The following is a 24,871-nucleotide window of genomic DNA, read 5'->3' as shown; positions in this document are numbered from 1 at the left end:
CGGACGATCTCCTTGAGCGGCACACCGTCGCTGACAAGAGCCGCGATTGCGGCATGGCTGTCCTGGCGCCGCAGATAGCCCTGATAGCGAAGCTTTTCCGCGCAGGTCAGTAGTTTAGGATCGATCGTCGTCGCCCCGATTGCGCTTCGGATTTTGCTCATGGAGCGGCGCACCGCATCAAGGAAGGCCGCGCTCGCGTTTTCCATCGGATGCCAGCGGTCGGCGACCTGGATGGCGTTCGGCAGCGCCTTGGCTGCGGCCTCGCCATATCCACCACCGCGATCTCGCGACACAATGTTGATGCCCGGGTGCTTCGACAGCCACGCCTGAACGGTCGCCGTTTCCCGGTCGGGCAGCAAGGCAACGATCCGCCGACGCTCCAAATCACACACGATGGTCCCGTACCGACGGTTTCTCCGGAACGCCCAGTCATCGATACCCACAACAAGCAATGGATCCGTCGGCATCGCCGTCCGCCGGCGGACCACCCGCAGCAAAGTATCGTTGCTGACAGGCAGCATGAGCCGCTTGGCGAAGCTTGCTGCCGGCCGGCCGCCGAGCGCCAACCCCAGGTGATGGACGATGTGTTCGAGCCGTGCCGTCCGACGCCGTCGAAGCGGAACGACGTCTTCTCCGAACCGTTCCGCGAAGATACGTCGGCGGCAATGCGGCACCTCGCATGTGAAGCGCCGCGTGAGCAATCGGAGGCGAACCTTTCTGCCCGCCGATGGCAAATCGGCAACATGCCGGACGTAGCGGCTATGGATGCGGTTCGACGCTGTCGCGCACAAAGGACACCGAGCCTCCGCAGCTGCCGACCTAACAGCCAGAATAAGCGAGTCCATTGAATCACTTACACCATCAAACACCAAACCACTCGGTACTAACGATGAGATTTGAAAGCCCGTCCGCATGGCGCTGATTCTCCGTTTGAGAACCACAGTCGCCTGGCAAACTTCATCAGAAATGAGTCAGACCCCGACTGGGACCCCCTATCGGCGTCCACCGATTGGATGCCGATCACCCCGAAAACGGGGTCCTTATTTCATGCCGAAACACAGTTTGCTATTGAACGACGCAACATTGATCATGGATTTGGAGGCAAGCCAATTCCGAATGCTGCGGTCGCTGTGGAAGACGATTGCATAGTTGCCGTCGGCTCCGCAGGCGAGTTGGGTGATCAGGCCAAAACGCGAGTTGTGGCCCGATTGGGACGTATCTTTTGCTGGGCTTCGTTAATGCTCATGCCCCCCTAACAACGAAAACGGATTCGTGCCTCGCGGACAGATCGCGCGGGTGCCGATGATGCGCTGATTGTCGTCAAAACCTACTGATCAAATTGGAGAGGGCATCACAACTGCTAGCCGCGCGCCAGCAGATTGTCGGCGTCGCTCAAGTCCGCACTTACAAGCTCGGAGATCGTCGCAACTTGTCAGTTTCGACATTTGCTCAGGGTCTTACTGAAACGCACGAGGTCTTTGTGGATGTAGACGGTCGCTCTAAGCCGAAGAAAGCCGAAGAGCGATGATTAAGCGCGGCGACGCAGGCCGCTTTCAGCCTTGCACATCACCATGACCGCAGGTGCATGGCGCACGCGCTTTGCGACGAGGTCCGGCTCCATCGCGCCCACGCAGGTCCGCTTGGGCCAATGGTGTGGATCGTCGCCAATCCAGATGCACCAAGTTAGGTCAAAAGGCGCCTTGTGGCTCAGATCCGAGAGGCAAGAACGTGGCGGAAAGTATTCGCGCTTTGTTGCTGCGGAGTTGCGACAAAAAGATGATCGAGCTTTGAGATATATCGACGGACTGCTCCGAAGTGCTGGGCTGCGTTTGATCCGGGAAGGTTGCTCCCAATGGGGGGCGTCATACGCCGTTCCTACGTTCCTGCTGGCTGCCTTTCCGCGAAGCAGCTCGGTTCCAAGTGCATGCTTAGACACGAGAGACCTCCACGGAGTTCGCTTTCTTCATACTCACTGCGCTGGTCCGGCGGTATCGCACGATTCGAGGGATGCGCTATGGGACAAATTTTACACGGCTGCGCCACAACGACTGAGGTTGTCTGTCGAGCAATACAAAATAGTCAAGAGAGCCTGAGAGCGCTCGCCAAGCGCTACGGGATCAACCAGAAGACTGTCGCGAAGTGGAAGCTGCGTGAGACCGTCGCCGATCTCCCGACAGGTCCCAGGGAAGCCGAACCGACAGTGCTTTCCATCGAGGAGGAGGCGGTCATCGTCGCTTTCCGGCGGCATACGCTACTGCCGCTTGACGATTGCCTCTATGCGCACCAGTCAACTATCCCGTATCTGACGCGATCATCCTTGAATCGCTGCCTCCAGCCACGGCATCAGCCGATTGCCGGAGGAAGGCAGCAAGCCTTGGATGAAAAAATTCAAGGCTTATCCGATCGGCTACTTCCACATCGACATCGCTGAGCTCCAGACCGCTGAAGGCAAGCTCTACCTCTATGTCGCTATCGATCGCACAAGCAAGTGTTCCTTCATGCAACTGGTCAGGAAGACGGGAGGACCTCAGCCTCCGCCTTCCTCGAAGCTCTGATCGCGGCTGTCTCCTACAAGATCCACACCGTTCTCACCGACAATGGGATCTAGTTCACTTTCCCACTGCGTTACGCGGGCGGCCCGACGGCAAGATACGTGACACATATGTTTGATGTGCACTGCCAAGAGAATGGCATCGAACATCGCCTGACTAAGATCAAGCATCCCTGGACCAATGGCCAAGTCGAGCGCATGAACCGCACGATCAAGGAAGCAACCGTCCAACGCAACCATTATGATCGACACGATCAGCTCGAAGCTCACCTTGCCGACTTCATCAACGCATACAACTACGCTCGGCGGCTGAAGACCCCTGAAGGGCCTCTCGCCTTACGAATACATCTGCAATGCTCGACTTCCCAGCCAGAACGATTCAAACTTAAACCGCTCCAGCAAATGCCGGGACTAAACACATAGAACGCTCATCGCAATCGTGCTTAGATCGCCGAATTTTTCCCTTCGTTTGTTTCATTTGTGTTCCTGCTCGCTACCCATGATGCTGCTTGCGCTGGGAGTGATCACCTTTGCCTATCGGCATGTCGAAATCGGGAGCTCGGTGCCTCGCGAATTCGTGCGTTCGATTTGCTCAATTTTTATCGGTCCTGCTGCCTTCGACGCGCGTCGAAGGCACACTGATCATCCTGGCGAATATCGCCAATCTACGCGCCCGCGAAGCGGAGCCTCCCGATTATTCCGAGCGGTAAGGCTCCTCAGGCCGCGTCGCGTCGGATGCGATCGCCAGGAAAGGCGGCAATCGGCCTCTCGCCGGCTACCGCTAGGTGCAAGACGACGCGCTCCTGTGCCGCCGGCCATCCCTCGCGATTGTGCAGAACGGCGCGGTTGTCGAAGAATACGAAATCGCCGGCCTTCAGGGCAACGCCCCAGAAGCCCCCCGAGCGGAAGACTTCCGCCCAGAGGCGCTCCATGAGAAGTCGGCTCTCGAGCGACGAGCGCCCCTGGATGAGAGCATCGCGACGACGAGGCAAGTAGAGGAGTGGTCTGCGGGTTTCCGGATGCAGTCTGACGAGGGGGTGAAGAGCACCTTCCGCGCGCTTCTCAGGGCTAACCGAGGCGCCTTCCATGAAATCCCAGAAGTCCTGCGAGCGGTTATGAACGCTGTGAATCGCATTGAGCTCGGCGATCTCAGTCTTCAGATCTGCAGGCAGCGATTCATAGAGCTGGTAGGCGCTCATGAAGGAGGTTGTCGGCGGATCGGCAGGCGCGCTCACGCAATGGAGAAGAGAATAGGCATTTGGGGTTTCGCGAAAGGAACCGTCGGTGTGCCATATTTGTGGCCCCGAGCCCTTGTCGCCGAGCGGCCTGCCGTCGGGCGCTACGGCGTTTGAGAGCACCTTGAGCTCAGCTCTGCCAAGTTGCACCGAATCCTTTTCTTCCGCGTTCTTGCGGTCGGAGAGGACATCTCCGAATAAGCTTGCGAATTGCACGAGCTGGTCATGAGTCGAGGCCGTGTCGCTCGCTCTCAATACGAGATACTGGTTGAGCGCGTCCCTGAATTCCCTCACCGCGGTCCCGGACGGTCTCGCGAGCAAAGCGGACAGGTTGAAGTCGACGAGATCCGCGCCGAGATGTGCTGAGGCCGGGCGCAATGCGAAGCCCGCCGCCTTGCCAGTGAATGCCATGCTCATGTGTATCCTCCTCGTTCAATGTTCAATGGTTCAATGCATGTTCGACGCGAGCCTACCGACAGCGAAACGTCACGCGAGACGCGTGTCGGCGGCATTTCCTTCGGATGCCGTCGACGTGCGAGAACATAGAAGCCCGAATTGCTACAGTCGGATGACGTTCATCGACTAATTCGATATGAACTTGCAGAATTCGCGATGACACATGGAGCCACGGTTGTCTTCCGGGCCACGGTTGCACAGCGTTTCAGCGCCGGGCTGTAGACCTCATTCGATCCGCTTGCCTTCAACTGTCAGCTGCGATCATTGAAGCCCTCTTCGCGCTGAAGTCCTTCAGCGTCTGAAAAGGACTGTGCCGAGAATGGTATGATCGTCGCCTCGGAGTGCGCAATTGTGCCTTTGATCGGTCGCGTTTCGACTTTGTCGCCGTCAAGCTTTTGGGAGTTTTCCAGCGAGTTCGACGCAATGGTCAGCTTGCCGTAGCGCAAGGGGACCGCGAAGCTGCGCAACGATCTTTCGCGTGATGACTCCGCATTCCATCGATATTCTAGCGCTGTGCGGCCTCCGACAGGGGCGCAACCATACTCTTGTCGTCGAGATCTAAGTGTTATTCATGCGTGCCGCATCGCACGGTGACAGCGCGTTCGAAAAGGCGAGATCAACTGGCCGCAATATTGCCGTGCAAACCCCGACCGAATGCCGGCCCTTCTTGGGAAAGCCCGTCTGATCGATGATCCGCAAAAGACATTTGGCGTTCAGTCTGGGAGTTCAGTACCTCAAGAGAAACTCCAGCCACCAGCAATGTAGCAGGCAGCGCCGACGTGCTCGCGCCGGAGCACCTGTGTATAGCCTCCGAGATGCGCCTCGAAGACCTCCTCACGTATGGAAATATCAGGAGCCTGGGGCCACTTCAGCAGTTCGTTGAGCACCCGTCCACCCATCGTCAACGGTGCGTCAATGCCAAGCAGATTTAGGATCGTCGGCGCCAGGTCGCAAATCCCCGACGACAAAGAAGATGCGGACCCAATGTTCGGAAAAGCCGATCCCGCGACTATCCCCAAGGCTGCGAGTTCCTTTGGATGCAGCCCGCCGTGAAGGCCGAGACCGGGCCGGCGATCATTGTCATAGAAGGTGCCGCCTACGAGGCCGAATGCGTCGACGCTATCGTCGGCACGGAAAGAAAAGGCAACATCCGGCGCGCGGACATGATCCGCGAAGACGAGGCGGTTTGAGAGGCTCCCGGGAGCGATGCCGTTGACCGCGTCCTTTGAACGCGTGAAGACTGGCCCGCACCACGGCTCGGACGTAATAGTGGCCACCAACCGGGCTACGTTCGCCTCATCCGGATTGGCAAGATAGAGAGCGCCGACCTGGCCCGGCACCACTACCAGATCAACATCAGGAGCAGGTGCGACGCCGGGACTAAAGCCGGCCGCACGTAAGCTGTCGGCGACCGAGATGCGCGTATGGCCGGTGATGTGGCCGTGGTCCGAGATCGCGATGATTTGCACTCGGGCCTGCCTTCCCTCCGCTTCCCACCAGTCGAGCACACGGCCGAACTGGTGGTCACAATGGGCGATGATGGAACACGTCGCCTCCGCGCCCGTGCCGTGGAAATGCGAGGTGACGTCCGGCTCGCCATAGGAAAGGATCGTGACATCGGGATGAGATTTCGACCAAACAACGTCCAAGAAGGCAGAAGTAATCCATTCTTGCCCGGTGCGGTCCGGCTCGATCTTGGGCGGAGCTGGTGGCAACAGACCGACATGGGATTCGATTTCGGTGAGCACATCATCTGGCGTGCAGACCTCGCGAAAATGACCGGAGAGGCGCACATGGCCGAAATCCTCAGCGTTATGATGAAAGAGCCGGGTCGTTCCCGGCGTATTGGTGGCGAGGACAGCGAGGCTCCGTCCGCTCGCGGCCAAGATTTCGCCGAGCGAGCGCGCCGAATAAAGCCGGCCACCGCTCTCGACGTCCAGCCGGCGCAGTAGAACTGCGTCGGAAGTATCGATGTAGCGCGGTGGCGTAACGGCGCGGTCGACGTATTTGTTACCGACCATGCCATGCCGATCGGTCGTGGCGCCGGTGACAAGGCTGGGAAAAGCCGAACGGGTCTCGCTCGGATAGACGGTGCGATGGTTCGTAAGCGTCACCCCGGCCGCCTTCAGGCGCCAAAGGTTGGGGGTCAGTTCTGGGCCAATCAGGTCGGGGCGCAAGCCATCAAAGCTAACAACAATGAAGCGGAGATCGTTAGTCATTGATAAACGCCTGAGACAGGCCCTAGGTCCCGAGCAGTTTGGAGCAAACCTCCGACTACAGCCATAGCTGCCTTCAAGTCGTCGCGGCTGTCGGGGCTGCCGATCACGATACGGACATAGTTCAGGGAAGACTTCGGATCAGTTGCAAAAAGCCGCCCTGGCCGGATTATCACGTTCCTTGAAGCGCATTGCGCAACCAATTCGTCTTGATCGATGATCCCCTCTAGATTGACCCAAAGAAACAGCGCATCTGGCCGCGTCTGAAAAGGGACATTGGCGAGGCAATCTGCGGCGATCCTCTGTCTCGCGATCGCTTCTTGTCTGACGCCGGCCACCATTTTTTCCATCGAACCGTTGGCGAGCCAAAGGTTGACCAACTCGACCGATACCGACGCAGGATACCAGGACGAGATACCATAGAAACGATCTAATGTTTTTTGTGCCGCGTTCGCATCAGGCGCCACGAGATAGCCAACCCGAACGCCAGCGCCGACGCATTTTGCGAAACTTGTGATGTGCCATGTTATATCAGAAGCCAGCGCTCCAAAGGGAGCTGGAACATCCTCCGGAAGGAGTCCGTACACATCGTCTTCAATGATGCTGACTCCATATTGCCTAGCGATTCGAGCGATGTCTTGGCGTCGCTGCATTGACATTACAATCGTGGTCGGGTTGTGGACGGTTGGCATCAGAAAAAGTGCCTTGGGTGCGAACTCACGGCACGCCTTTTCGAACGCCTCTGGTTCCGCGCCATCGTTATCCATTGCTATGATTTTGGTCCGGATACCCTGAACGTGCGCCTGCTTCCGAAAACCGTGATAGCTTAAGGTTTCCATCAAGACCGTATCGCCCGGTCCCGCGACCGACGCCAAGGCAAGAACCATCGCATTCTGGGCACCATTGGTCAGAATGACCCGTTTCGGATCCACGGGTGTTTCGAAGCGCGAGGCCAACCACTCTGCGGCGTGCGCTTTGTCTGCTTCTGTTCCAGAAAACCGATGTTTTCTCAGAACGTTGTGGATTTCTGTCAAGTCACTAAGCGCACGCAGGCCCTCTTTTACAGTACTTCTCAAGTTCAGAGAGGCCGGTGGCGTTGACCGTTCAAGGCTAATAGGCGCGTTTGGGATGTAACTATCTTTAGACATCTGATGGTCCACTAGTTTGTGATTGGATCTGTCGTGACACGACGCTCACGGGCACAAAGCCGTAGAGTGTTTCGGGGATATCACGAGAATGTGCCGACGCTGCGCATCGTCTGGCACATCCGCTTGAGCCAAGACAATGTGGTCGCATATGTGCTCGAGCGGTCGAGCCGCGGCCCCGCGTGGGGCCAATCGCCGGGCAAGTGCGGCGGCGATCGACAGGTTGGCGCCTGCCGATGTGCCTGCGAGGATGATCCGAGTTCCGTCTGTACCGAGCTCATCGCCACGCGAAGCGCACCAGTCCAACGCGGCGCGGACGTCGTCGATTGCCGCCGGAAACGGATTTTCGGGCGCCAGCGCGTAGGCCAACCGATCTTGTTGCGCACGGTTGTGAGCAGGTAGGATGGGAGGCCGCCATCGGCCTCCTGCAGTTCCTTATATTTCCGGGTTGCGGTCAGCATGACCGGATCGATACTCTTTGCCGGCTGCGGCATATCGTGCCTCCTGATTTGATGATTGGATATGCGGATCGCACTGGACGGTTACTGCGGCCGAGCGCCGAGCAGGGTCTGTACGTCCGAGACCATCGCTCGCATCGCCTCTTCAGGGCGCGCTTTCGTGGAGACCACCGACTGGATCCGGGATTGAATGGCGTCGGTGATCTTGCCGCTGTTCGGCGGAGGAAAGCCGTACCACTGCGTAAGGTGCGAAAGCTGTCTCCTGATCACGGCCATGTTGGTCTTCAACGCCGGATCCTGCTGCGCTTCCTCGAGCTTCTCAGCGGCCGTGCGGTTCACAGGCAAATAGCCGGTCTGCTGTGCCAGGATGGCCTGCGCCTTCGGACCGACCGCATATTTGACGAATTCCCACGCTGCCTTCTGCCGGTTGGGCTTGTTCGTGGCGATGGTGGCGCAATTGCCGCCCGGCGGCAGGCGTCCGATATCGCGCGCCAGAGGATAACCTGCCGTTCGCAGGGTAAACTTGCCCTGCGCCCCTTTCGAAACCGTCTCGAGGAACGCGCTGGAATCCGACATGATCCCGACAGCGCCCGCGAGGAAAGCCTGCCGCGCCTGATCGGGGCTAAGATCGACCATACCGCCTTTGTCAACGAAGTTTTTGAACAGGCCAAGCGCGCCCAGCCCCGCCGATCCGTTGAACGCAATCGTCCTGTCGTCCTCCCCCATTATTTTCCCACCGGCGGAGGTGACCAAGGCCTGAAAGCTCCAGTTGCCGCTGTGACTGTAACGGAAGTTGATGCCCTGTACTCCAGGTCCGAGCGACCGGATTCGCTCTGCCAGCGCGATGATGCCGTCCCAATTGTTCGGAAAGGCATCAGGATCCCCGCCGGCCCGCTTGACGAGATCGGCGTTGAAAAACAGGACAGGCACAGACATGGCAAACGGCAGCCCCATCAACTGTCCCTTGACGGTGCACAGGGGCGACAGGCCATGGTCGTAGCCTTCCGCCGCCAAGGTCGGATCTGCGGCGAATACCGTCAGGTCGATCATAGCCTTGGCTTCGGCGGCCTGACGCATAAGGTTAAAGCCCTGGAAGGCCACATCGGGCGCATCGCCGATCATGATGCCGCGCAAGGTGCGCTGCAGAATTTCTTCGTATGTCTGGATCGGTGTTCCGATATCGATCCGGATATCCGGATTGTCCTTTTCGAATGCCTCAGCGATTGCCCGGTACGGGCCAGCGCTTGCTTGCACAAGAACATTCAGTGTGATGGGCCGGGCGCTCGCCGAGGAAACGGCTAAGCTGAAACAGACGGCCGCAAAGCCTCTCAGGATCTTATTCATAATGAAGCTGCGCTTTCGGTCAAAACTGGGGTGCCTCGATCGGGGGGCCGAGCGGAACAGGGCGTCGCCGATCTTGGTCCGAGCCGGCGCCCGCACAAGGAGGACCGTACCGCCCTTGCCGAAGCGAATGACCTCCGGCTCCCGCCATGGTGTCTCAGTGAAACGCACAACGCCGGCGACTTCGCCGTCGGCCACCGTGTCACCCGGCTCGAAGAAGGATTCGAAGATGCCGTTTGCGGTCGAATAGACGTAATCGCGCGTGGGGTGGCGGAGATAGAATGTGGAAGACGGCGCCGGTTCCTCGTCTGCTTCGTGGGCCAAAACGCCGACATGGTTTAGGAGCCGGGAAAGCCCCCGTTCCGCTGCGCGAAGAGCGCGAAGGGAAAGGCGGCCGCCTCCGCCAAGTTCAGTCGACATATGGCCGACGCCGAGCCGCCGGCAGGAACCCAGAAGGCGTTGGTCTCCATCCATCAGTCCCTCGATCAGGATGCTGTTGAACATGCCGAAGGCTTTGAGAAACCCGATCGGCTCCGCACGCAATTCTGGTTCGTCTGGTGCGACAAGATGGGCGGCCGGAATAAATTCCAGCGAATTCCCGCCGGAATGAAAGTCGAAACAATATCGAACCTCGGAGAGTAGCACGCTGACGACGTGATGCGCGATCATCTGGGTCGGGGTGCCGTCGGCATCGCCGGGAAACAGGCGGTTGAGGTTGCCGCCGTCGATCGGCGAAACGCGATTGCCAGCCTCATCGGCAGGGCCGTTGACGCCGGGCAGGATGATGATCCAGCCCTTGACGAGCTCGGGCGAAAGGCTCCGTAGGAACTTCATGAGGAGTACCTGTCCCTCGTATTCGTCTCCGTGGTTGCCCGCCATCAGCAGGACGCTCGGCCCTACGCCGTTCTTGACCACGGCGATCGGCACGGGAATCCAGCCGGCGCCCGATTCGTTGGAGGAAAACGGTACCCGCAGATAGCCATGCGCAATGCCTTCGGCATTCAGATCGACATCGGTCCACACACGGCTTTTCTGGATCATGGTGTAACGTCTGTTGTGGTGCGTGTCTCTGTCGACATCTCCAGTTCCTCTGCGTGGGCCGCAGTGACGACGCGAATTGCCGTCGTGAGCTCTTCGCTCGATCGGGCGTGGCCAATGCCAACGCGTATCGCCTGCGGCGCGGTCTCTCCAGGAAGCGTGTAAGGTTGGCCGGTACCGATATTGACCGGTTTCGGGAAATCCTGTTCGCAAGCTTTGGGCGGACGTTCCGTTCGGCAAGCGGATCCAGAGGTGCAAAGCGCCATCCGCGGTAACCGCATCAATGTCGGACAGGAGCGGCCTCAGAAGTCGGTGACGTGCCTGCATCTCAACACGGACGGCATCGATGATGTGCCAAGCAGCGCCGTTTTCGATCATCCGGGTCATAACGGCAGCGCTGATCGGGGCAGACATCCAGAAAGTCGCCCTCACTCCCGGCCAAAACAGGGCTCCCGCGCGGTCGGCGCTCGGCGCAACCACATAAGCGATTTTCATGCCCGCTGCGATGCTCTTCGCGACACCCAACAGATAGCAGGCTCGCTCCGGCGCCAGCGCTGCGAGTGGCGGAAGCCGGGTCTCGGGCAGCAGGCTGTAAATATCATCTTCGATGATCTGCAAATCGAAATGTCGCGCCGCGGCGACGATCGCCCCCGACGTCCATGCGACATCGTCGACATAGTCGGATTCTGGAGCGTCGACAGCAGATAGATCGCTTTCGGTCGATCTGTCCGGCAAAGCTCTTCGAGAGCTTCCGGCAGCATGCCCTCTTCATCCATGGCAACACCGCGTGGACGGAGGCCGAACCGCGCCGCAAGTACGAGAATGGGTGGATAGGTCGGGCATTCCAGAGTAAGCACGTTGCCGGGACCGACCAGGACGCCGATCAGCATGTTGAAGGCGCTCTGCGTGCCGTTGGTGACGACCACGCGCCCCGGTTCCGGCGGCATCCCCAGCCGATGGCCGGTGAAAGCCGCGCCCGCAGCGCGATCGAGTTCACTACCCATCCAGCGGTGCGCACCGACCATTTCGCTCGGCGTGAAACGCGCTATGACGTCAGCGAGCGCAGCTCTGTACTCCGGATCGAACACCGCTGGCACCAATGGCGGGTGGGTGCGGCTCATCTCGATAACGGGGTGCTCCTCAACGGATTGCATCTGCAGCCTCCCACGGATGACGAGGAACGGCCGGGCCGTTGCCGATCGAGTCGGAACCTTCAGTCCACGCCTCGAGGCCTGCCAGGATATGCACCAGCGTCGACTGCTACACCTCGATGGGCCCAACCACGTCAGGAACTCACCGGCCGATCTCGACAGCGAGACATCACGCAGGATAGACGCGGGCGCACAATTCTTTCGGATGTGTCCAAACAATTCTGATGTCATCGCCTTCGCTTCAACTTCGCCATGCGCGCGAGATTGTGAAGCTCAAATTGCTACAGTCGGATGACGTTCATCGAGTAATTCGATGCGAACCTGTGCAAGATGCGATTATGTATGGCGTGCCGGGAGAGGATGATGTCGCGAGTGGAAGAACTGTCGCGCGTGCGCATCTTCGTCGAGTTCACTCGCGAGCGAGCTTGACGCTCCCGGCAAAGGCTTCTGCATCACCCACAAGCCAATATTGCGCAGCGCTTCCGCCGTTCGGGCTCGCCTGCGGTCGCCTGCCGGACACGGGCCGGGATTTGTGTTCCTAACTGACGCTGTCGCGGCTGGAGAATTCGCCGCGACTGCGCGACGTGATCCGCCTGACCTTGGTCGACGCATGGATGGATAGCTATCCGTGCGAGCCCGCATCCGTCACGCTCAACATCGACGACACCTGCGATGTCGTCCACGGCCATCAGCAGCTCACTGTTCAACGCTCATTATGACGAACGCTGCTTCCTGCCGATCCACGTCTACGACACGGAGACGAGCCGGCCCGTGGCAGTCGTCCTGCGGCCGGCAAGACGCGGGGCGGCGTCGAGGTGCGTGCCCGCTTTCGACGCCTGGTACGGCACATCCGCACGCGATGGCACAAGGCGCGAATTACGTTCCGCGGCGACGGGCACTATGCTTGGCCGGAGGCGATGACGTGGTGCGAGAACAACGGCATCGACTACATCTTCGGTCTGTCCGGTACCAAGCCTGTCGCCAGAAAAGTCGACGAGGTTGCCGACGACATCCGCACGCGACGCGCCATCGAGAACCTGCCTGTTCCGCGCGGCTATACCGAGACGCGCCACGAGGCAAAGTCCTTGGATCGCGAACGGCGCACCCTCGCCCGTATTGAGGCGACGATGCTCGGTCTCGACATCCGGTTCGTCGTCACTAGCCTCGATGCCGGCTCGGCCGAGTGGATCTACGACAGCCTGTATTGCGCGCGCGGCCAGGCCGAGATTCTGATCAAGCTGCATAAGACGCAGCTTGCCTCCGATCGCACCAGTCGCCGTTCGGCGCTCGCCAACCAGGTCCGTCTCGTCCTCCCTACCGCCGCTTATTGGCTGATGCTGACCGTGCGCGATGCCATTCCCAAAGGCCGGGAATTGGCCACTGCGGAGTTCGCGACGCTGCGTCTTCGTCTCCTGAAAATCGCCGCCCGGGTCGCCGAGACCGCGAGCCGCGTTCGCCTCGCGTTCGCCGCGGCATGTCCCGAAGCCGACCTAATCCGCTGCTTGCCAGGCGCGCTCCTGCCGCTCGGTCCTTGACCGGCGGGGCGTGCGCCCCTGTTCGCCCAACCATTCCTCGAGCGCGTTGCAAAGTACGGGTCGTCAGGCGGTGAAAAGCCAACGGCAATCCCGCGCCTCGTCAGAACAGATGTGCGGCCACATGGTTGCAGATCGCGATTCAGTGGGTGCGGTGCATTTCACGGAAACGCCTTGGCGAGAGCCGGAGATTACCGTCAAGAAGGGCGGCACGATCCCGCACGGCGCGCGCCTGCCCGCACGAAGATCGACGACTGCCTGTTCGCGCTCGGCACGCTGCTGACGAATACACGTTGACCACCCCGCCCGTCGCTTAAACTGTCCATCGGACAAAGTGTTTCATTATGCGTATTACAACATTCGTTCTTGGTGGCGCACTCGCCGCGAGCTAATCATCGGGCGCTTTCGCCGAGCCTGTCGCCATCACGGTCGCGTATTCTTCCGGCGCCTATGCCAACGTGATGACGGAGAGCGCGTGCCAGTTTGAAGCGACGCGTCCTGACATGAAGTTCGTCGCGCCGCTCGTGAACAGTGCTCGTCTGAGGACGGCCGTCTTGCGAGTTCATCCGATCTGTAGCTGACTGTCGGTAGGGATATCCTTACTGATAGTCGCCAAGTGCGACGCCTTGAAATTGTGGAGACTGGTCGGCGTCGGCGCTGGTCGGCTACCGAGAAGCTGCGGATTGTCGAGGAAATTGTTTCAGGTCCGCGGCTGGTGTCGGCGACAGAACGGCATCATGGGCTTTCGAAACAGCTTCTGTTTTCGTGGTGCAAGGCCTATCGCGAAGGACAGCTTGGCGGCTGTCCAGTAGGCGGATTTGTGCCGGCCGGGATTGTGTCGGAGGTCCAGCCGACGACAGAGTGTGCGGCATCGGCGGCGACTTGTACTCTGGAAGTCGTGACCGCGAATGGCCGACGCGTGATCGTGGATCGCAACGTCGATGTCGCGGTTGCTACGAACCACGCGAGGGTTCGAGACACTACGCTGATCCCGATTCCAACGGGCGTGCGAGTATGGCTGGCGACGGGCCATACCGACATGCGGCGTGGCTTTCCGAGCCCAGCACACCAGTCAATCATCGTGGTCCCGCCGCTGCAGGTCTTTTTTCCCGTCGATGGTTCGTCGATAGCGCCCGCGTCCACAGGCGTAGGCGCCAGCGTAGCGTGGATTGCTTCAATTCCCGGGCTCGCCGCCGCTGCCTGCTATCGCATGTTTCAGACTATTCCATCGAATAATTGGATGTTCGTCATCCCGCTGTTGCGGTTGAATGTGATTTGAGCGCATCAGGAACATAGCTGCTTGGAGGTGTTATGCGCGTTGAGTTAAGCGAGTTCGATATCCGCTATTTGCCCGTGCAGTCGCTGAGCAGCGTACCGCAAATGACAAAGCACAAAGGATTGCTCGTCGCTGTTTCAGTGGCAGCGAGCCTCGTCAGCGGCACGGCACTCGCACAAACAACCAGTGCGCCGTCCTCCAATGCCGCCGCTTCGGATTTGGCTGTGAAGAAAAAGACCGGCAAGAAGGCGTCCGTACGATCAAACAAATTGCCGAGAAAGGACGGTAATTTTTCCGCGCTGGCAGCACCTGCACACGGACTGAGCCGAACTGGCAGCTTGGGCCCGGTCGCAAGAAGTACAAGCGCAAAAGTCGATCCGTTCGCCAAGTTCGAAAACCTCCGTGAGAAAGGCCTGGAGATCACAATCCCGGGTCCCGCCGATACCGTGGTCCAGGATGCAGGCGGCGTCAGGTCGGCGCTGGCTGACCTCGGAATCGGCTTTGTTGGCTGGTCGCAAGCTACCTACACCAACAATCAATTGCCGAACGCAGCCAAGAGCACGATCGCCAATCAACTCTATTCGGGCCAGATTCCGACGTTCAGCACCAACAACTACTTCTATATGACCTACGATCTCAGCCGATATGGGATTCCCGACGGCCAGATCGTCCTGGGCGCCGATGAACAATACTATACGTGGAAGCCTGGCGGTCCGGATCGCGTCGGACTTGCCACAATGTCGTACTACCAGACGTTCTGGGATCGACGGTTCGAGTTCAAGATTGGCTATCTCAGGCAGAACAACGAGTTTGCGGGTCAGACCGTTGGAGGCAATGCAGCGGCGAACGTCTTCGGCCCTTCGTCAAACATGCTGTACCAGGGAGGCATAAGCAATGCCGCCGCCCCGACGCCGGCGATCAACCTCAAGTTCAACATCGATGATCATTGGTACACCAAAGCCACCGTCCAGCAATCCATGAGTCCGGACGGCTATTTTACGCAAGTCACCCAAAATCCAACTGCGCTGACCCTCTGGAGAACGCCGAACTCGGGTATTCTTTTTCTCGATGAAACGGGCTACTTGAGCAAGGCCGCGCCAGGCTCGCCGGACACCTGGTTCCGCGCGGGAGCCGGTTACAACACCAGCAAGTACAACAACCTGGAATTTCCAACTCTGCCGAGATCCGAGGGGAATACTGTCTATTATGTCGCGACCGACAGACAGTTGTGGCAGACTAATGCTGAGGCGCCGTCACGCGGCATCTATGGCGGGTTTACGGTCATGTATGCCCCGCCTGATCTCAACAAGGTCACGCAGTATCAGGAGCTTCGCCTCTACGCCAAGGGCCTGTTTGACAGCCGGCCGAATGACCAGATTTCTCTTGTCGTCACCGATCTCTATTGGAGCGCTTATGCAGTTGAGGCTGCATTGGCCAAGAAAAATCTTGTACATTGGGATAGTAAAGCAATCTCCGGGACATACACGGCCCGTCTTGCACCAGGAATATATCTGAATCTCGGCGTATCCTACATCAATAACCCAACCACCATTACATACACGCCACAGATTGGGCATGCCCTGAATTTCTCGGCATCAACGAGCATCTTCTTCTAACGGCAGGCCATGCCCGAGCGCCCTCTTGCGGCGGCGCTCCGGATGTCTGAAAAAACAGCGAAGCTTGAAGTTGTGCCTGATCTGGGAGCAGTCCGCGACGGGCTCTCTTTGCGGACAGGAAACTACCAGCGCGGAGCCGAGCTGCGTGCCAATGGGTAGCACCAGTGTCTTGCGGTTTCTAGGCAGGAAGGCAACTGGTCAGCTCATTCTCAGCTTTGAAAGTTATTAGCACTGGCATCAAGTCAGCGCGCCCCGTTGACTGAACGAGGGCAAAACTGGCGATGACGCAATCAACTGTTGTCCGGAGGCATGCAAGCAGGCTTCCGGATCGATGTGGCGCGCGCGTTGAGTGAGCGCTGATGTGGGAAGAGAGCCGCTCAGCCCGGCTTTCGTAGTTCAATGATTATCAGCGCGAGCCTGAGCGCTGGTGCACCACGTAGTAGTAGTAGTAGTAGTAGTAGTAGTAGTAGTAGTAGTAGTAGTAGTAGTAGTAGTAGTAGTAGTAGCAGTTGCAGAGGGCAGTTTCGGAGCGGCGATAGATCCAGCCTGCGTACGAGGATCGGAACAAGGCGTCCAACAATGAATGATCTCTACAATTTGTCTCATGCCGTGCTGTGAGGGCTGCGCATTTCGTGCGCAGCAACTCGAAAAGGCCGTACATCTGAGTGTCGTAGGCCTCGCAGATCAACGCCGCAGAATCTCCGCCAGCAGCGCCGCGACCCGAATTGATTGTGTGACCGCCTTTCGCAAAGCCGGCCCTCGAGGCCGCAACCGTGAGCTCCAGCCGTGACTCCCAGGGATATACCTTCATGGCGGCATTGGTGCCGATGAATGCGCGCTTGCTCTCCATCAAGACGTCGGAGTACGCAAAAGCCGGCGTGTGAAATTAGTCATGGGCTTACGTTCTATAGAACTTGACGGCGGAACGGCGGCGTTTCACTTCACTGCCCCTCCGGTCATTCCTTCGACGAACCATTTCTGAGCGACCAGGAAGGCGATGACGAGGGGCAGCACGACGAGGGTGGATGTGGCCATGAGGGGGCCGTAGTCGTTGCCGGCCTCCTCGTTCTTGAAGGCCATGATCCCGAGTGGTGGCGGCATGAGGGACTGGTCGCGCACTGCGATCAGCGGCCAGAACAGATCGTTCCAATGGCCAACGACCGAGAAAATTGAGAAAGCGATGACGGCCGGCAGCGCCATCGGCACCATGATCTTCCAGACGATCGCGAATTCAGAGAGACCGTCGAGCCGCGCGGCGTGGACCACGTCATCAGGAATGCTCTTGAACAGCTGTCGGAACAGGAAGATGCCGAAGGGCGAGACCACATAAGGGAAGATGAGCGCGGCATAGCTATTGAGGATGCCGAGCTGATAACCAAGGATAAAGAGCGGCAGCGACAGTACCTGGTGCGGTAGCATCAGGCCGATCAGCACCATGCCGAAGAGCAGGTCGCGTCCGGGAAAGCGAAGCTTGGCGAGCGCATAGGCGCAGGGCGCGCAGACAATGATCTGAAGGCCGAGGATCAGAGCACAGACGATCAGGCCATTGCCCATATAGCGCGGCAGCGGCGCTTCGGTCAGCGCTTTGGTATAGTTCTCGACACCGTAGAATTGCGCGGGCCAAAAGGAGAAGGACGCGTGAAAGATCTCGCCCGGCGGCTTGATCGACAGCGATACCATCCACATGAAGGGGACGAGAATGAGCGCGCCGGTGACGAGCAGCACCGCATGGCGAACAATGGCGGCCAGCGGCGAAAGGCTGTTGGTGGAAGTATTGGCGCTCATTGGTAATGCACCTTCCTATCCATAAGCCGGGCTTGAACGAGGGTGAGGGTCACGACGATGGCGAGAAAGACGACCGCAACGGCGGCACCATATCCGGTGCGCAGATACTCAAAGCTCTCCCGATATAGCGTGTAGAGCAGCATTTCGGAGGCGTGGCCGGGCCCGCCTTGGGTAAGCACTTTCACGGTGTCGAAAGACTCGAATGCCCTCAGCGCCACGACGATGACGACGAACATCGAGACCGGCCCGAGCAGCGGCAAGGTGACGGTGCGCAGTCGGTCGAGCCAAAGGTCAGCACCGTCGATATCGGCAGCATCGTAGAGATCCTGCGGGATGCTCTTCAGGCCGGCCAGAAACAGCACCATGGCGTAGCCGAGGTTCTGCCAGATACCGATGACGGCCAGCACCGGGAGGGCTGTATTCTCGTCGCGCAGCCAGTTGGCGGTCGGCAGGCCCATGGCGGCGAGCGTCTGGTTGACGAGGCCGATCGTGGGATGCAGCAATGCCTCCCAAGCGACCGCCATGGCCGTAAGCGTCGCCATGAAGGGCAGGAAGTGGATGGCGCGGTAAAAGGAGCGGCAGGACTTTCCGCGTTCGATCAGAAGTGCGATCAGAAGGCCAAAGACGAGGGTGCCCGGCACGACGATCAGAACGTAGACGATTGTGTTGACGAGCGAGGCCATAAAACCATCGTCAGCGAAGATCTCGCGGAAGTTGGCGAGGCCGACAAAGGAGAGCGTCAGCCCGCCGAACTGCCAGTCGGTGATCGCGATGACAAAGACGCCGATCACCGGCAGGAAGAACAGGGCGAGCAGAAAGAAGACCGCCGGCCCGGCCAGCGCCCAAGCCGCCAGCGCTTCTGTAAAGGCCCGCCTGCGGGCCGGTGCGGCGGCAAGGGATGGCGGGAGTGTTCGAACGCTACCGGTCGCAGATGGCTCGTTGGGAGCGCCGGTAAGAGCAAGAGGCTCGCTCATCGGGCTACCTCCCGGATCGGCGTGACCGATGCGCGGCCGGATTCGACTTCTTGGCGCAAACGCCGCCCGTTACGATCAAACAGAAGCACACGGTCTGGCCTGACGCCGACGTGTAGGGTCTGGCCGGGGGCGATATCAGGCGCCCGTTCGGCGAGCAGCCTTGCGATCAACGGATGATCGCCACCCGCCAGATCGAAATGGACGAAGAGATCGGAGCCCATATGCTCGATCATGCGCACGGAACCGGTCAGTACGCCCTGCCCGCCGCGTTCGGCGAGATGAAAAGCCTCGGGGCGAATACCGAGGGTGAGATGCGCTCCGGCAAGCGCATCAGCCCCGATAGCAAGCGTCGATCCGGCCACATCGATCAGGCCACGTTCGCGCACCACACCGTCGAGCATGTTGATCTTGGGCGAACCGATGAATTCGGCGACGCGCCGGTCGTCCGGATCGGCATAGATCTCCTGCGGCGGAGCGACCTGCAACAACTCGCCGTCGAGCATCACAGCCACGCGGTCCGACAGCGTCATGGCCTCGGCTTGGTCATGAGTGACATAGACGAAGGTGACCCCGAGCCGCTGGTGCAGTTCCTTGATTTCGGCGCGCATCTGCACACGGAGCTTGGCGTCGAGGTTGGACAGCGGCTCATCCATCAGGAAAACAGCCGGATGACGCACCATTGCCCGGCCGACCGCCACGCGCTGGCGCTGGCCGCCGGAGAGCTGCCCCGGTTTGCGGGCCAGCAGGTGGCCGATGCCGAGGGACTTGGCCGTACGGGTGACTTCCGCGTCGATCTCGACAGCGATCCGCGCCGTTCCCGGCAGCAGACGGCCCAGAAGAGGAAGCCTCTGGAAGGTCGAGAGCCGGCGCATTCGAAGCGGCAGGCCCATGTTGGAGGCAACCGTCATATGGGGATAGAGCGCGTAAGACTGGAACACCATCGCTACGTCCCGGCACTTCGGCCTGAGGTTGTCGACCGCCCGCTCGCCGATCGAGAGCGAACCTGCATCCTGCACCTCGAGTCCCGCCAGGATACGCAGCAGCGTCGACTTCCCACACCCCGATGGTCCCAACAGCGTCAGGAACTCGCCATCCGCTATCGACAGCGAAACACCACGCAGGACGGATGTCGCGCCGTAATTCTTATGGATGCTGTCAATCGATACGGATGCCATCGCCGTTACCTCCACATCGTCATGAAAAACCCCGCAGAGCACGGCAACGAGATCATCCCGTCTGGACGTGTACGCTGGCGTGGCAGACGTTAGAAACTCGTACTGCTACAGTCGGATGACGCTCATCGAATAATTCGATTTGTACATCCGCAGATGCGATGACGTGTTCCGCTCTTGGGGAGAACGACGGAAAATAAGTGCAATCGGTGAGCGCGGTGCGCAACTTTGGTGGGAAGGTCTCGTGGGCGACGCGGGTGGCAAAGGCCTCGGTATCAGCCGGAGTTTCGGCCAGCATCCTCGCTGTCGGGAAAACTATCTCGAGTCAAAGGTCGCCGAGTTGGGCAGCCGAACAGCGAATTGTCGGCCTCCGCCGACGCCCTCGCTAAGCGAGCGATCCTGTTAACTGCGGAGCGCATGCATCGGCGCGACAAAACGGAAGCGAACCGCACCAGCGTGCGCACCTATCTCACAATGTTTTTCTAGGCGCGCTCGTTCAAATCTTCAGTCTCACTCGTCCGAGGTGCGACGAGCCGTGACCAACGTCATCAGTGTTCTGATGTTGCTCGCGGCTTCGACCGCTGGATGGCGCGCCCGCAACAAGGGCACGTCGATGCGACGGGCGTAAAGGATCGTAATTCTCAATGCCTTCATTTGAAAACGCGATGATATGATTGGTTAACCCGTCAAGGAACGAGTAGAAGCCGTCGGGAATTTTCGCTTTGAACTTGGCAGGTATTCTATCTTGTCTCTCGTTGCAGAACGGCTCAATGCCGTCCGTCCCTCCGAAACCAAGGCCATGACCGCCCGCGCCTCCGAACTGAAAGATCAGGGCGCCGATGTGATCACGCTCAGCCAGGGCGAACCGGATTTCGACACGCCGTCTGCTGTCTGCGAAGCCGGTATCCGGGCGATCCGCGATGGGCGGACGAAATACACCGCGGTCGCCGGTATCAAGCCGCTGCGCAAAGTGATCCGCGAGAGCTTCCGCCGCGATCACGGGCTCGACTACGACATCGACCAAATTACGGTCGGCTGTGGGGCCAAGCAGGTCGTATTCAACGCACTGTTCGCCACCCTCGACCCGGGCGAGGAGGTGGTGATCCCGACACCCTGCTGGGTCTCCTATCCCGATATGGTGGCGCTGGCTGGCGGCAAGCCGGTTCTCGTCGCCTGCGATGAATTCCATGGCTTCAAGCTACGCCCCGAGGCGCTCGAAGCTGCCATCACGCCGCGCACCAAGTGGCTCATGCTGAATTCGCCGTCCAATCCGACCGGTGCGGTGTACAGCCGAGGCGAATTGCTCGCGCTCGCTGCGGTGTTGCGCCGCCATGGCCATGTCCATGTGCTCTCCGACGATATTTATGAAAAGCTCACCTACAACGCCGACTTTGCTAGCATGGCGGCGGTCGCGCCGGACCTCTACGAGCGCACGCTGACGGTCAACGGCGTGTCCAAGGCCGACGCGATGACTGGCTGGCGCGTCGGTTATGGCGCGGGGCCTCTGGCGCTGATCAAGGCCATGAACCTCATCCAGGGCCAGACCTCCTCGCACACCAGTTCGATTTCCCAATATGCCGCCATCGAGGCGCTGTCCGGCGGGCGGAAGCATATCCAGGAATTCGCGAGCGCCTTTGTGCAGCGTCGCGACCTCATCGTTGCCAAGCTGAACCAGGCCGCGGGGCTTTCGTGTCGCGTGCCGGACGGCGCCTTCTACGTTTTTCCCTCTTGCGCGGGTGTTATCGGCAAGCGCACACCGGGCGGCAAGGTGATCGAAACCGACACCGATTTTGCCATGTACCTGCTCGACGCATTCGCCGTAGCCGTCGTGCCCGGAAGCGGATTTATGGCCTCGCCCTATATCCGCATTTCCTACGCCTCCTCGCTCGAGGACCTCACCCGCGCCTGCGACCGCATCATCGCCGCCTGCGCCGCCCTGTCCTGAAAGATCTCCGGATGTCCCCTGCCAAACGCCTCCGCGCTCGCATGGCCCAGACCAGCCTTGTCCACATCATGGCGGCCCACAGCCCGCTTTCGGCGATCCTCGCGGAAGAAGCCGGATTCGATGGCCTGTGGGCCTCCGGCTTCGAGTTGTCGGCGCTTTACGGCCTGCCGGACATGAGCCTGATCTCGATGACCCAGCATCTCGACATGCTGCGGGCGATCGCCGGACGCACGACGCTGCCGATCGTCGCCGATATCGATACCGGCTACGGCAACGCAATCAATGTCATCCATGCGATCGGCGAATACGAGCGGGCCGGTGCGAGTGCCGTCGTCATCGAAGACAAGACCTTTCCGAAAGTGACGAGCCTCGTTGCCGGTGGGCGCCAGGAACTGCTGCGCATTGAGGAGTTCAAGGGCAAAATCGCGGCCGCCGTCACGACAAGACAGGATCCGGATTTTCTCGTGATCGCCCGCACCGAAGCGCTGATCGCAGGCCTCGGCGAAACCGAAGCCCTGCAGCGTGCGCAAGCCTATGTGGACGCTGGCGCCGACATGATCTTGATCCATTCGAAAAAGAAGGATCCTTCCGAGATCGAAAGCTTTTCGCGCGCCTGGACCGGATCGGTGCCGCTGGCGATCGTGCCGAACGCGTACCCGGAACTTAATGCCGAGCGCGTCAAGGCACTCGGCAATATTCGCATGACGATCTACGGCAACTACGGGATCCGCGCTGCTGCAACTGGCATGCAGGAAACCTTCCGCCGGATCATCGCCGATGGCGGCGTCCAGAACGTCCACAAGGACATTCTGCCGGTGGAGGACATTTTTAGACTTCAGAGGATGGACGAGATTAAATCAGCCGAATCTCGCTTCCTTTGCTGATCCGTTCCAGCCCGCGCCGCGAATGGCGAGGTTTTCAACGCGATAGGCCATTACGCCGTTCATTTTGGCTTAGGCCGTTTTTGCGCGCGACATATCGTTTATAAGCAGTAATCCGGCGATAGACATCGAATAATGTGCTGGGAACTTTCATTTTGTCGTGGCCTGCTGCCAGTAAGAACTGGCGACAATTTTCTGGAATAGAAGATGGCCACCGAAGACAATGAAGTGCCCCTCAACGCTATCCGCGTGTTCGTGACGATCGCGCGAGAAGGAAGCGTCACGCGCGCGGCTCACGCATTGGGAATGACCCAGAGCTCCGTCAGCCGCTACCTGGCCGTGCTGCAGGACCATCTGGGCACAGACCTCATGCAACGACGCGGCAAGCGGAGCGAATTGACGGAATTCGGACGGCTCTTTGCGAACACAGTCGCCGAGCCGCTAGACACCGTGTGCTTCACCGCTAAGAGAATGCGCCGGCGGGATCGACCAGACGTCAATCGGCTTGTGGTCCGCACGTCGCTTTCGACCTTCGCGTACTCTCTTCTGATTCCGAATCTCCAGGCATTTTCCGCTGAAATGGGCGGCGTCATCGTGGATGTGATCAGCTCACTGTCACTGCCGATATCCTCCGACGATTTCGACATCCTGATTACACGCGATCTTTCCATCGTCGAACCGGCCGACGATTGGGAAATCTACAACGAGCAACTGGTCTGTGTGGGCTCTCCAAATCACGTCGATGGTAAAGGCCTCTCGATTGTTCGCGCAATGCCGATTCTGAATATCACATCTCGGCCCGACATACTGCCCACATGGCTGCGGGCGATGAACCTGACCACTAAAGATATAAGCTCGGGGGCGCGTTATGATCACAATTACCTTGCTCTACCGGCGGTCATGACGGGAAAATGCCTTCTGGTAGCGCCCGAAATCATTGTCAGCGATCTGGTGCGCGGGGGCGCTCTACATGTGATACCAGGATCACGTGCGCCCAGCGGCATGCACTATCGGGCCTATGCGGTCGACCGCAGTGACAATCCCGAAATTTCTCGTGCTTTTTGCCGTTGGCTAGTCCGCCTTTGTAAAAAGGCCACCCTTCCGGAAGCCGCTTGATATCGCATGAGGTCTCCAGATGGTCATCTCCAATCCGACTTATTGGATGGCTGAAGAGCTGATTGCGCGACCAATCACGAGCTCGCCGCGCCAAGGCCCATCGACCGCTGGACTCTGATCTAGCTAGTCTAATCAGGTTTCGCAAAAGCGTGACGGAGCGCGCCGCTCCGACACGCGAAGGGGACGAAGCCGGATCGCCGCGCAACGCGCAGGAAACGCTTCGGCGCGTGTATAGCCCGCGAGCGCGCGAGCGCTTCAGTCACGATGACGCAACATCGCCGGACTGGCGCAACGCGCAACGCCTCGTGTAATCGCGAAGGCCAAAACGCAGGAAGCGCGCATGCTCTTATCCTTGTCGGACTGATCTCCGGCGCTCAGATGCGGATTTTCGAGCACGGTGGAAACTCCCTTGTTGGCGCAAGCCAAACCAAATAGGTGCGTCGGTTGTTGGCGCCTAGCTCGACGTGAGCGCGACAGCTCTGGCTATACCCGGATCAGCGCGTAACTTCGGACGGCGTGTCTCAAAGCATCCGCCCTGATCGATAGTTAGATTCACGATCTCGCATCGCGCAACAGACATCGAATCGTTTGATGAAACGCCCTGGTTTTGCGATGGATGACATCCGCCCTCCGTTGGGCTCGGGCTACAATCTGAGCGCGTCTTGCAGCATGGCAGCGGCCGATGACGTAAGCCCGATGCAGGTCCGTGAGACGCCTTGAGCGCCGACCCTCTCACAGTAACAGGGGAGCGCTTAGAGCTTCGCAAATGCATCAAATCTCTCAAGCATTTGTGCGTAGTTGGTCGATCATGAGCAGCGCATTGATCTCGACTGGACCCATCTTTCGCAATCCCGAATGTGAGCCTGTGCTGAGCATGCAAAGCCGGCGGGCCCGCGGTGGGTCATCTGGCTGAGCTCGGCCGCTGGCGGACCGTCCCACACAACTAAAAATCGTCACAATCCATGCGCACAGCTTCGGTACCT

The 24,871-nt window shown here is 59.4% G+C and carries 16 protein-coding genes and 3 pseudogenes; 7 read left to right on the top strand and 12 right to left on the bottom strand.

Annotated elements, in window-relative coordinates:
• The coding region (locus AC0L3U_RS14885; protein ID WP_473362196.1) for an ISL3 family transposase at positions 1 to 914 on the bottom strand (914 nt) is incomplete at its 3' end.
• Between the two features lie 1,100 nt (positions 915 to 2,014).
• Between AC0L3U_RS14885 and AC0L3U_RS14880 the strand changes: the two are divergent.
• Positions 2,015 to 2,974: pseudogene (locus AC0L3U_RS14880) on the top strand (IS481 family transposase).
• 293 nt (positions 2,975 to 3,267) lie between these two features.
• Here AC0L3U_RS14880 and AC0L3U_RS14875 read toward each other — a convergent pair.
• From AC0L3U_RS14875 to AC0L3U_RS14845, 7 genes and pseudogenes are all read right to left on the bottom strand, one after another.
• Complete coding sequence (locus AC0L3U_RS14875) at positions 3,268 to 4,203, bottom strand: TauD/TfdA dioxygenase family protein (protein WP_085399321.1); 936 nt, start codon at positions 4,201 to 4,203, stop codon at positions 3,268 to 3,270.
• A gap of 290 nt (positions 4,204 to 4,493) precedes the next feature.
• On the bottom strand, positions 4,494 to 4,709 hold the full coding sequence (locus AC0L3U_RS14870) for a hypothetical protein (protein ID WP_085399322.1): 216 nt from the start codon (positions 4,707 to 4,709) through the stop codon (positions 4,494 to 4,496).
• Between the two features lie 150 nt (positions 4,710 to 4,859).
• Positions 4,860 to 4,953, bottom strand: a pseudogene (locus AC0L3U_RS14865) (transposase); the annotation flags it as partial.
• Between the two features lie 23 nt (positions 4,954 to 4,976).
• The gene (locus AC0L3U_RS14860; protein WP_085399323.1) at positions 4,977 to 6,461 is read right to left on the bottom strand and encodes an alkaline phosphatase family protein; all 1,485 of its coding nucleotides are present in this window, start codon (positions 6,459 to 6,461) and stop codon (positions 4,977 to 4,979) included.
• Positions 6,458 to 7,606: an aminotransferase-like domain-containing protein gene (locus AC0L3U_RS14855; protein ID WP_259217556.1), complete on the bottom strand. Its 1,149-nt coding sequence runs from the start codon at positions 7,604 to 7,606 to the stop codon at positions 6,458 to 6,460. The genes AC0L3U_RS14860 and AC0L3U_RS14855 overlap by 4 nt, the downstream gene beginning before the upstream one ends.
• Positions 7,607 to 7,651: 45 nt before the next feature.
• Positions 7,652 to 7,909, bottom strand: coding sequence for an alpha/beta hydrolase fold domain-containing protein (locus AC0L3U_RS14850; RefSeq protein ID WP_245343986.1), 258 nt, complete (start codon positions 7,907 to 7,909; stop codon positions 7,652 to 7,654).
• A gap of 236 nt (positions 7,910 to 8,145) precedes the next feature.
• Positions 8,146 to 11,175 carry an extracellular solute-binding protein gene (locus AC0L3U_RS14845; RefSeq protein WP_456652765.1) on the bottom strand — a complete coding sequence of 1,010 codons (3,030 nt, stop codon included), beginning with the start codon at positions 11,173 to 11,175 and terminating at the stop codon, positions 8,146 to 8,148.
• A 1,000-nt stretch (positions 11,176 to 12,175) separates the two neighbouring features.
• On the opposite strand from AC0L3U_RS14845, the pseudogene AC0L3U_RS14840 reads away from it, so the two are divergent.
• The 3 genes and pseudogenes from AC0L3U_RS14840 to AC0L3U_RS14830 all read left to right on the top strand — a co-directional run bounded on the left by AC0L3U_RS14840 (position 12,176) and on the right by AC0L3U_RS14830 (position 16,015).
• Positions 12,176 to 13,126, top strand: a pseudogene (locus tag AC0L3U_RS14840) (IS1380 family transposase).
• A gap of 613 nt (positions 13,127 to 13,739) precedes the next feature.
• Positions 13,740 to 14,402: a transposase gene (locus AC0L3U_RS14835; protein ID WP_310473286.1), complete on the top strand. Its 663-nt coding sequence runs from the start codon at positions 13,740 to 13,742 to the stop codon at positions 14,400 to 14,402.
• Between the two features lie 32 nt (positions 14,403 to 14,434).
• The gene (locus AC0L3U_RS14830) at positions 14,435 to 16,015 is read left to right on the top strand and encodes a carbohydrate porin (RefSeq protein ID WP_259217558.1); all 1,581 of its coding nucleotides are present in this window, start codon (positions 14,435 to 14,437) and stop codon (positions 16,013 to 16,015) included.
• Positions 16,016 to 16,421: 406 nt separating this feature from the next.
• On the opposite strand, the gene AC0L3U_RS14825 is transcribed toward AC0L3U_RS14830, so the two are convergent.
• The 4 genes from AC0L3U_RS14825 to AC0L3U_RS14810 all read right to left on the bottom strand — a co-directional run bounded on the left by AC0L3U_RS14825 (position 16,422) and on the right by AC0L3U_RS14810 (position 19,949).
• The gene (locus tag AC0L3U_RS14825; RefSeq protein ID WP_473284087.1) at positions 16,422 to 16,583 is read right to left on the bottom strand and encodes a hypothetical protein; all 162 of its coding nucleotides are present in this window, start codon (positions 16,581 to 16,583) and stop codon (positions 16,422 to 16,424) included.
• A 368-nt stretch (positions 16,584 to 16,951) separates the two neighbouring features.
• Positions 16,952 to 17,800, bottom strand: coding sequence for a carbohydrate ABC transporter permease (locus AC0L3U_RS14820; protein WP_259217561.1), 849 nt, complete (start codon positions 17,798 to 17,800; stop codon positions 16,952 to 16,954).
• Positions 17,797 to 18,774 (bottom strand): carbohydrate ABC transporter permease, encoded by a 978-nt coding sequence (locus AC0L3U_RS14815; protein WP_259217562.1) that lies wholly within the window; start codon positions 18,772 to 18,774, stop codon positions 17,797 to 17,799. Before AC0L3U_RS14815 ends, AC0L3U_RS14820 begins: the two co-directional genes overlap by 4 nt.
• Complete coding sequence (locus AC0L3U_RS14810) at positions 18,771 to 19,949, bottom strand: ABC transporter ATP-binding protein (protein WP_259217563.1); 1,179 nt, start codon at positions 19,947 to 19,949, stop codon at positions 18,771 to 18,773. The genes AC0L3U_RS14815 and AC0L3U_RS14810 overlap by 4 nt, the downstream gene beginning before the upstream one ends.
• Before the next feature lie 742 nt (positions 19,950 to 20,691).
• Between AC0L3U_RS14810 and AC0L3U_RS14805 the strand changes: the two genes are divergently transcribed.
• The 3 genes from AC0L3U_RS14805 to AC0L3U_RS14795 all read left to right on the top strand — a co-directional run bounded on the left by AC0L3U_RS14805 (position 20,692) and on the right by AC0L3U_RS14795 (position 23,888).
• Positions 20,692 to 21,891 carry a pyridoxal phosphate-dependent aminotransferase gene (locus AC0L3U_RS14805; RefSeq protein ID WP_456652769.1) on the top strand — a complete coding sequence of 400 codons (1,200 nt, stop codon included), beginning with the start codon at positions 20,692 to 20,694 and terminating at the stop codon, positions 21,889 to 21,891.
• An 11-nt stretch (positions 21,892 to 21,902) separates the two neighbouring features.
• Complete coding sequence (locus tag AC0L3U_RS14800; RefSeq protein ID WP_473284084.1) at positions 21,903 to 22,775, top strand: isocitrate lyase/phosphoenolpyruvate mutase family protein; 873 nt, start codon at positions 21,903 to 21,905, stop codon at positions 22,773 to 22,775.
• A gap of 204 nt (positions 22,776 to 22,979) precedes the next feature.
• Positions 22,980 to 23,888: a LysR family transcriptional regulator gene (locus tag AC0L3U_RS14795; protein WP_085399333.1), complete on the top strand. Its 909-nt coding sequence runs from the start codon at positions 22,980 to 22,982 to the stop codon at positions 23,886 to 23,888.
• Positions 23,889 to 24,871: the final 983 nt, after the last annotated feature.

The sequence above is a fragment of the Bradyrhizobium sp. Kon69 genome (genome assembly GCF_055807515.1).
The sequence above is the reverse complement of the archived record's forward strand: the minus strand, read 5'-3'. Positions and strand labels throughout refer to the sequence as shown.

Coding starts and splice junctions, on each gene's coding strand:
- AC0L3U_RS14820 (WP_259217561.1), bottom strand. CDS start 17,800: ATGAGCGCCAATACTTCCACCAACAGCCTTTCGCCGCTGGCCGCCATT.
- AC0L3U_RS14795 (WP_085399333.1), top strand. CDS start 22,980: ATGGCCACCGAAGACAATGAAGTGCCCCTCAACGCTATCCGCGTGTTC.
- AC0L3U_RS14810 (WP_259217563.1), bottom strand. CDS start 19,949: ATGGCATCCGTATCGATTGACAGCATCCATAAGAATTACGGCGCGACA.
- AC0L3U_RS14830 (WP_259217558.1), top strand. CDS start 14,435: ATGCGCGTTGAGTTAAGCGAGTTCGATATCCGCTATTTGCCCGTGCAG.
- AC0L3U_RS14855 (WP_259217556.1), bottom strand. CDS start 7,606: ATGTCTAAAGATAGTTACATCCCAAACGCGCCTATTAGCCTTGAACGG.
- AC0L3U_RS14815 (WP_259217562.1), bottom strand. CDS start 18,774: ATGAGCGAGCCTCTTGCTCTTACCGGCGCTCCCAACGAGCCATCTGCG.
- AC0L3U_RS14875 (WP_085399321.1), bottom strand. CDS start 4,203: ATGAGCATGGCATTCACTGGCAAGGCGGCGGGCTTCGCATTGCGCCCG.
- AC0L3U_RS14860 (WP_085399323.1), bottom strand. CDS start 6,461: ATGACTAACGATCTCCGCTTCATTGTTGTTAGCTTTGATGGCTTGCGC.
- AC0L3U_RS14800 (WP_473284084.1), top strand. CDS start 21,903: ATGTCCCCTGCCAAACGCCTCCGCGCTCGCATGGCCCAGACCAGCCTT.